Raw genomic sequence first — 6,470 nt, forward strand, 5'->3', positions numbered from 1 at the left:
CGGCTTCAGCATCACGCATGTGCTGGGTCTGGGTCAGGTTGTAGCCGCCGCCGATATCGACATACGGGCCGGTGATGGTCGTGGCCTTGGCTGCGAACGGTGTCGCTGCCAGCAGGCTGGTTGCCAGTAACGCTGCGCGAAGACGCATGTTTCAGTCCTTAATCTGTTGTTGCAGGGCAGAGCCCCGTCTTGTGATCGGGCAATGGATTTGCCCCGAGACAGGGCAGCCTGAGATTACCCGCAAGCTATGAAGCGGGGATTAGCCTGTCTGGCCCGGCTTGAGAATGGGCAAAATGCGCCATGCGGAACAGGTGTGGCAAAAAACACACATATCTTTCAGCTCCTTTTGCTGCAGTCTATCAAAAACCCTGATTTTATAAGGATTTTTTTGAACCGCTTTCTCAGCCCCCCTCATTTTGCATAGGACAATGGTGGAAACGGAAGGTCTTTTCCAACCCGTTTCGGTGCTGGAAACGGATTCTCCGGCACGGGTTGCGCGCAGATGGCCCCCGTGCCGGATTCCCCATTTTTTTCAATATATTGCGCGCAGGCCTAGTGCAGGATGATCTCGACGCGACGGTTCTGCGGCTCGCGCGTGTCCGGGCCGGTCGCCACGAGCGGGTGGGCCTCGCCATAGCCATGGATGTCGATGGCGTTGGCGGGCACGCCGTCACGGATCAGTTCAGCCTTCACGCTGTCGGCACGGCGCATGGACAGGCCAAGGTTGTATTTCTCACCACGCGGACCCGGATGGGCGGAGGTGTTGTCGGTGTAGCCGTTGACCTCGATGCGCGTGGTCTGGACGTGGGTGGAAGCCTGTGCGGCTTCGGCCACGATCTCACGCGAGCGGCCGGTCAGGGCTGCGCCGTCCCAGTCGAAGAACACCAGGTAGGTGCGGGCTGCGGTCGGCGCGGGCGGCACGATTGCAGGCGCTGGCGGGGGTGGCGGCGGCGCATTGTTGAACGCGTAGCGCACGCCCACGATGAACTGGTGGTTGAAGCGGTGGTCGTAACGGATGGAATCGTGGTCAGTCACCGGCTGGTTGTTGGCGTTGATCACGGTCTGGCCAAGATTGCCGTTGTTGAAGGACTCCACCTGGCCGATCATGCGGTATTCGGTGGTCATCTGCAGGCCCGGCACGCCGGGAATGTCATAGGCGGCGCCGACAATGCCCTGATAGGCAAAGCTGCCATTGGTGCCGTTGTGGTGCACGTTCATGATGCTGTTTGCGATGGGCGTTGCATCATTCACGGTCTGCCACAGATAGCCCGCGCCCACGCCGATGAAGGGCGTTACGGGCACGTCGATGCCGAACAGGCGCTTGAGGTCGATGTCATACAGCACGTTGACAAAGCCACCATAGGAGCGGTCGGCACCATCGGTCTTGCCGTGGCCGCCACCATAGGAGGTTGTGGTGTAGCGGGTGGTTTCCGACCAGTTATAGGCACCTTCCACTTCCGCGCGCAGGCCGTTGCCAAAGCCCCAGCCAAAGGAGGCGAACCCGGTCCAGCCCGCGCCGTGGTGCATGCGCTCGCGCGCGTGGGCGGCGGAGTTCGTGTCCTGTTGCATCGTCTGATCCAGGAACGCCGCGTTTGACGCGGGCAGGCCCGGGATGCCGGCCTGGCTTTCGTTTTCCTTTACTGCCTGCCCGTCATAGGAGTGCATGTGCTGTGTCTGGGTCAGGTCATAGCCGCCGCCGATATCGACGTAAGGCCCGGTAATGGTCGTGGCCATGGCGGCCATGACCGGTGTGGTTGTCAATGCAGTCGCCAGCAGTGCCGCGCGAAGACGCATGGTCCCGTCCTTGATGCTTGATCAGACGCCTTCTTTATTTGGTGGAGATGGGGGCATGTTCCACACTGGCCTGATACGGGTTGATCCGGGCGGCGCATGTGCCGCCATTCCAGCGCCAGCGGGATATCAGGGGTGCGTAACCGCGTTTGTCCGCATCAATCCATGGCAGGACCGTTGTGCGGGGCAAGGGTTGAAATAAGGTAAATGTAGCGGTGCGTAACATCGATGCCGCCGGGGCTGTGGCCGTAATGGCACAGCCCCGGCCGCACATCAGGCGGGTGCGTCAGGGCGTGCAGCCATCCGCGCGCAGCACGTCCAGCACGGCTTCATCGGGCACGTCGCGGCAGGTAAAGGCCCGGCCAATGCCGCGCACCAGCACGAAGGACAGGCGGCCATCGCGCATTTTCTTGTCACGCTGCATGTTGCGCACGAGCTGGGCTGCCGAGAAATTGCGCCCCGTGTCGCCTATGCGCGCGGGCATGGACAGGCGCTCGAGATGCCTGGTGACGCGGTCGAGATCCTCGGCCGCGCAGTAGCCCAGCCGGACCGAGAGCATGAAGGCCAGCCGCAGCCCGATCGAGACCGCCTCGCCATGCAGCAGGCTGCCGTTATAGCCCATCTCGGCCTCCAGCGCGTGGCCGAAGGTGTGGCCAAGGTTGAGCAGGGCGCGGCCATCGGTCCTGCGCTCCTCGCGCTCGTCGGCCACCACCACACGGGCCTTGAAAGCGCAGGCGAGGCGGATGGCCTCGGCCTGCATGCCCGGATCGCCCGCCAGCACCGCGGCGCCGTGGCGCTCGCACCAGTCAAACAGCCCCGCATCGCCCAGCAGGCCGGATTTGACGATCTCGGCATAACCGGCCTTGAGTTCCCGCACGGGCAGGGTGGCCAGCGTGGAGGTATCGGCCAGCACCGCGATGGGCTGGTGAAACGCGCCGAGCAGGTTCTTGCCAAAGGGCGTGTTGATGCCGGTCTTGCCACCCACCGACGAATCCACCTGCGAGAGCAGCGTGGTCGGAATCTGCACGAACGGCAGGCCGCGCAGCGTGGTGGCGGCACAGAAGCCCGACAGGTCGCCCACCACGCCGCCGCCCAGGGCCACGACCGTGGTGCCGCGCTCGACATGCGCCTCGAGCAGGGCGTTGGTCACGCGCTCGTACTGGCCGATGCTCTTTGATCCCTCGCCGGGCGGGATGGTGATGGTCTCGGCGCGGATGCCGGTCTCGGCCAAAGCCTCAAGCAGGCGGGGCAGGTGCAGGGGCGATACGGTGGCATCGGTAATCACCATCACCCGCTTCTGGGGCAGCACCGGGGCCAGCAGCGCACCCGCGCGGCGGATCACGTCGGGGCCGATCAGCACCTCGTAGCTGGCGCGGTCGAGCCGCACGGGCACGCGCAGGGGCTGCTGGTTGTGCTGCAGGGCGTGCAGCACATGGTCGGCGCTGTGTTCCACGTTGTCATCTCCACAATCAACGATAATGTCCGCCTCCGCATAGACCGGATGGCGCAGGCGCATAAGGTCGGCCAGCACCGTATGCGGCGTTGTGTTGTTGAGCAGCGGGCGGTGCGTGCGGTCGGCCACGCGCTGCACCAGCACGTCGAGCGGGCAGCGCAGCCAGATCGAGACCGCATGCTCGCGCACGCTTGCACGCGTGCGCCCGTCCATGAAGGCCCCGCCCCCCGTGGCCAGCACCACTGGCGGGCCGGACAGCAGGCGGCGGATGACCAGCCGCTCGCCACGGCGGAACTCGGCCTCGCCATAGCGCTGGAACAGGTCGGCGATGGTACAGCCGGCAGCGCGCTCGATTTCCTCATCCGAATCGACAAAGGGCACGCCCAGCCGGGCGGCCAGCAGGCGGCCGATCGTGGTCTTGCCCGCCCCCATCAGCCCGACCAGCACGATGGTGCGCCCGCTGCCCGGCTGCCGGGGGCTGGCGGGACCCACGGCGCTCAGGTCAAGGGGGATGGCAAGGGATGCGGGCTCCGGCTGGGGCCGGGTGGGGGGAATCTGGCGTGACATGCCGCGCAACCTAACATACAGCAGGACAGGACCGGTAGAGTCCGTGGTCAGGGCCAGCCCCGCGTGGGCGGCGCGCCCGTGCGTGCCTGGGCCAGGGGCCACCGGGGTTCGCAGCATAGGAAAGCGGTTGGATGATCCGTATTGTTATTGCCCTGGCCAGTGTTCTGGTCCTGTGCGGGATAGGGGGCTTTTTCGCGCTCGGGGCCTTTCCGCCAGCACTCGTGCAGGAGGATGTGCACAAGGATGTGCCGTTTGCCGCCCCGCCGCCGCCAGCCGCCCTGCCGCCGCTTGGCGCGCCCGCGCCGCTGCCGGTCGCCCCCCTGGCGCCCCGCTGAGCCTGCGGGGGCTGCGTGAGCGCAAGTGGCGTTGATGCCTTTCTCGAGATGCAGGCCGCCGAGCGCGGGGCGGCGCTGAACACCATCCGCGCCTATACCCGCGACCTGGCGGACATGAATGCCGCCCTGCACGCGCGCGGCATCACCGCGCTCACGGCGGGCGAGAGTGACCTGCGCGACTACCTTGCGGGCCTTGCGCGGCAGGGGCTGGCGGCACGCACGCAGGCGCGCAGGCTGTCGTGCCTCAAGCAGTATTTCCTGTTCCTGGCGCGCGAGGGCATGCGGCCTGACAACCCCGCCGCCCTGCTTGAGGCCCCCCGGCTCGATGCGCCGCTGCCACGATTCCTGTCCGAGCCCGAGGTGACGGAACTGCTGGCCGCCTGCGTGCCCGAGCCTGATGCCACGCCTGCGCGCAGGCGCAGGCTCATGGTGGCCCGGGCAGCGCTTGAAATGCTCTATGCCTCGGGCCTGCGCATATCGGAGCTGCTGTCGCTGCCCCGCCGCGCGCTTGATGCGGCGCCGGGCATGATGCTGGTGCGCGGCAAGGGCGGGCGCGAGCGCATGGTGCCCCTGTCGGCGCGCGCGCGGGCGGCGGCGCGCGATCTCATGGCGCTCGATGCCGGGCGTGAAAGCCCGTACCTCTTCCCCGGCCGCAGTGCCCGCCAGCCCATGACCCGGCAGGGATTCGACCGCATCCTGCATGATGTCGCCCTGCGCGCGGGGCTGGACCCGCAGCGCCTGTCGCCGCATGTGCTGCGCCATTCCTTCGCCACCCATCTGCTGGCGCATGGCGCGGACCTGCGCGCGTTGCAGGTGCTGCTGGGGCATGCGGATATCGCCACTACCCAGATCTACACCCACGTCATGCTCGACCGCCTGCGTGAGGCCGTGGCGCAGCACCACCCGCTGGCGCAGGATGGCACGGGTTGAAAGGCGGGTAGAAGAGGTGAAGCTTTTTTCAAAAAGCTTCGGACAATGCTGCCTTTATCAAAAAAGACCGGTTTCGCCCCTGCTGGTGCAGGCAATTGAAAACCAGCCTGCCGTCAGGGCGCGATGCGCGCTGGCGGGAGGGATGGCACGCCAGCGCCCGGCAGGGCCGGACGGACAAAAATGCATGGCAGGCGGAATTCCATGCGTGAAAATGTTTGGCTGGCACGCAGGCTGTGCTATCGGCAGCGCATGCGCCAGTTTCTAGATTTCGAAAAGTCGGTCGCCGAGCTTGAGAACAAGATCGACGAACTTCGCAGGATGTCCGGTCCGGACGGGATCAACATCGCGGAAGAGATCACCCGGTTGAGCGAAAAAGCCGACCGGCAGTTGCGTACGGCCTACGCCAAGCTGACCCCGTGGCAGAAGGTGCAGGTGGCCCGCCACGCCCAGCGCCCGCACACGATCGATTACATCGATGCGCTGATTACCGAGTTCTCGCCGCTTGCGGGTGACCGGCTGTTTGGCGATGACAAGGCCATCATCGGTGGCGTGGGCCGGTTCAATGACCAGCCCGTGGTCGTGATCGGCACCGAGCGCGGCGCCGAGATCGAGACCCGCCTCAAGCACAATTTCGGCATGGCCCGGCCCGAGGGCTACCGCAAGGCCCAGCGCCTGATGAAACTGGCGGGGCGATTCGGCCTGCCGGTCCTGACCTTTATCGATACATCGGGCGCGTGGCCCGGCATCGATGCCGAGGCCCGTGGCCAGGCGGAAGCCATCGCCCGCTCCATCGAGACCTGCCTGAACGTGCCGGTGCCCGTCATCGCCACTGTCATTGGCGAGGGTGGCTCCGGCGGCGCCGTGGCCCTTGGCGCGGGTGACCGGGTGATGATGCTCGAGCACGCCATCTACTCCGTCATCTCGCCCGAGGCCTGCGCCTCCATCCTGTGGCGCGACCCCAAGCAGGCGGCCACCGCGGCCGATGCGCTCAAGATCACCGCGCAGGACCTGCTCCAGTTGCGGCTGATCGACCGGATCATTCCCGAGCCGCTGGGCGGCGCGCAGCGTGACCCCAGGGCGGCCATCCGCGCGGTGGGCGACGCCATTGCCGCCGAACTGCCCGGCCTGCTGGCCAAGGACCCGGTGCTGCTCAAGGCGCAGCGGCGCGAGAAATTCCTCGCCATGGGACGTGAAGCCGTCGCCTGACGGCTTCGGCTAGGAAAAGTTTTTGGTGAAGCTTTTTTCAAAAAGCTTCAGGAAACGCCGCCTTTTTGGGGCCTGTTGGGAATTATCGTGAATTGATGATTGCAGCGGAGAGATAAATCATCGCTGCGAATGATCTGTCTGTCTTGTCGCTCCGCGTGGCGATACGCTTGAACTCCTTGAGCTTGCAG

At 65.8% G+C, this 6,470-nt stretch carries 5 protein-coding genes and 2 pseudogenes; 3 read left to right on the forward strand and 4 right to left on the reverse strand.

All coding sequences use genetic code 11. The features are described from left to right. The 3 genes and pseudogenes from HNW77_RS16695 to aroB form a co-directional block, all read right to left on the reverse strand. A pseudogene (locus HNW77_RS16695) lies at window positions 1-148 on the reverse strand (OmpA family protein); the annotation flags it as partial. Window positions 149-552: 404 nt separating this feature from the next. Continuing rightward, window positions 553-1,794 (reverse strand): OmpA family protein, encoded by a 1,242-nt coding sequence (locus HNW77_RS16700; RefSeq protein WP_172159185.1) that lies wholly within the window; start codon window positions 1,792-1,794, stop codon window positions 553-555. 283 nt (window positions 1,795-2,077) lie between these two features. Beyond that, window positions 2,078-3,811, reverse strand: a complete 1,734-nt coding sequence (aroB, locus tag HNW77_RS16705; protein WP_172159199.1) for a 3-dehydroquinate synthase — start codon at window positions 3,809-3,811, stop codon at window positions 2,078-2,080. Between the two features lie 131 nt (window positions 3,812-3,942). Between aroB and HNW77_RS16710 the strand changes: the two genes are divergently transcribed. From HNW77_RS16710 to HNW77_RS16720, 3 genes are all read left to right on the forward strand, one after another. Continuing rightward, window positions 3,943-4,146: a hypothetical protein gene (locus tag HNW77_RS16710; protein ID WP_172159187.1), complete on the forward strand. Its 204-nt coding sequence runs from the start codon at window positions 3,943-3,945 to the stop codon at window positions 4,144-4,146. A gap of 15 nt (window positions 4,147-4,161) precedes the next feature. Continuing rightward, window positions 4,162-5,076 (forward strand): tyrosine recombinase, encoded by a 915-nt coding sequence (locus tag HNW77_RS16715; RefSeq protein ID WP_172159197.1) that lies wholly within the window; start codon window positions 4,162-4,164, stop codon window positions 5,074-5,076. A gap of 249 nt (window positions 5,077-5,325) precedes the next feature. After that, the gene (locus HNW77_RS16720; protein ID WP_172159201.1) at window positions 5,326-6,282 is read left to right on the forward strand and encodes an acetyl-CoA carboxylase carboxyltransferase subunit alpha; all 957 of its coding nucleotides are present in this window, start codon (window positions 5,326-5,328) and stop codon (window positions 6,280-6,282) included. Window positions 6,283-6,364: 82 nt separating this feature from the next. On the opposite strand, the pseudogene HNW77_RS17875 reads toward HNW77_RS16720, so the two are convergent. After that, window positions 6,365-6,470 (reverse strand): annotated as a pseudogene (locus tag HNW77_RS17875) (IS5/IS1182 family transposase); the annotation flags it as partial.

This window comes from Komagataeibacter melomenusus (genome assembly GCF_013155395.1).
Classification (GTDB): domain Bacteria; phylum Pseudomonadota; class Alphaproteobacteria; order Acetobacterales; family Acetobacteraceae; genus Komagataeibacter; species Komagataeibacter melomenusus.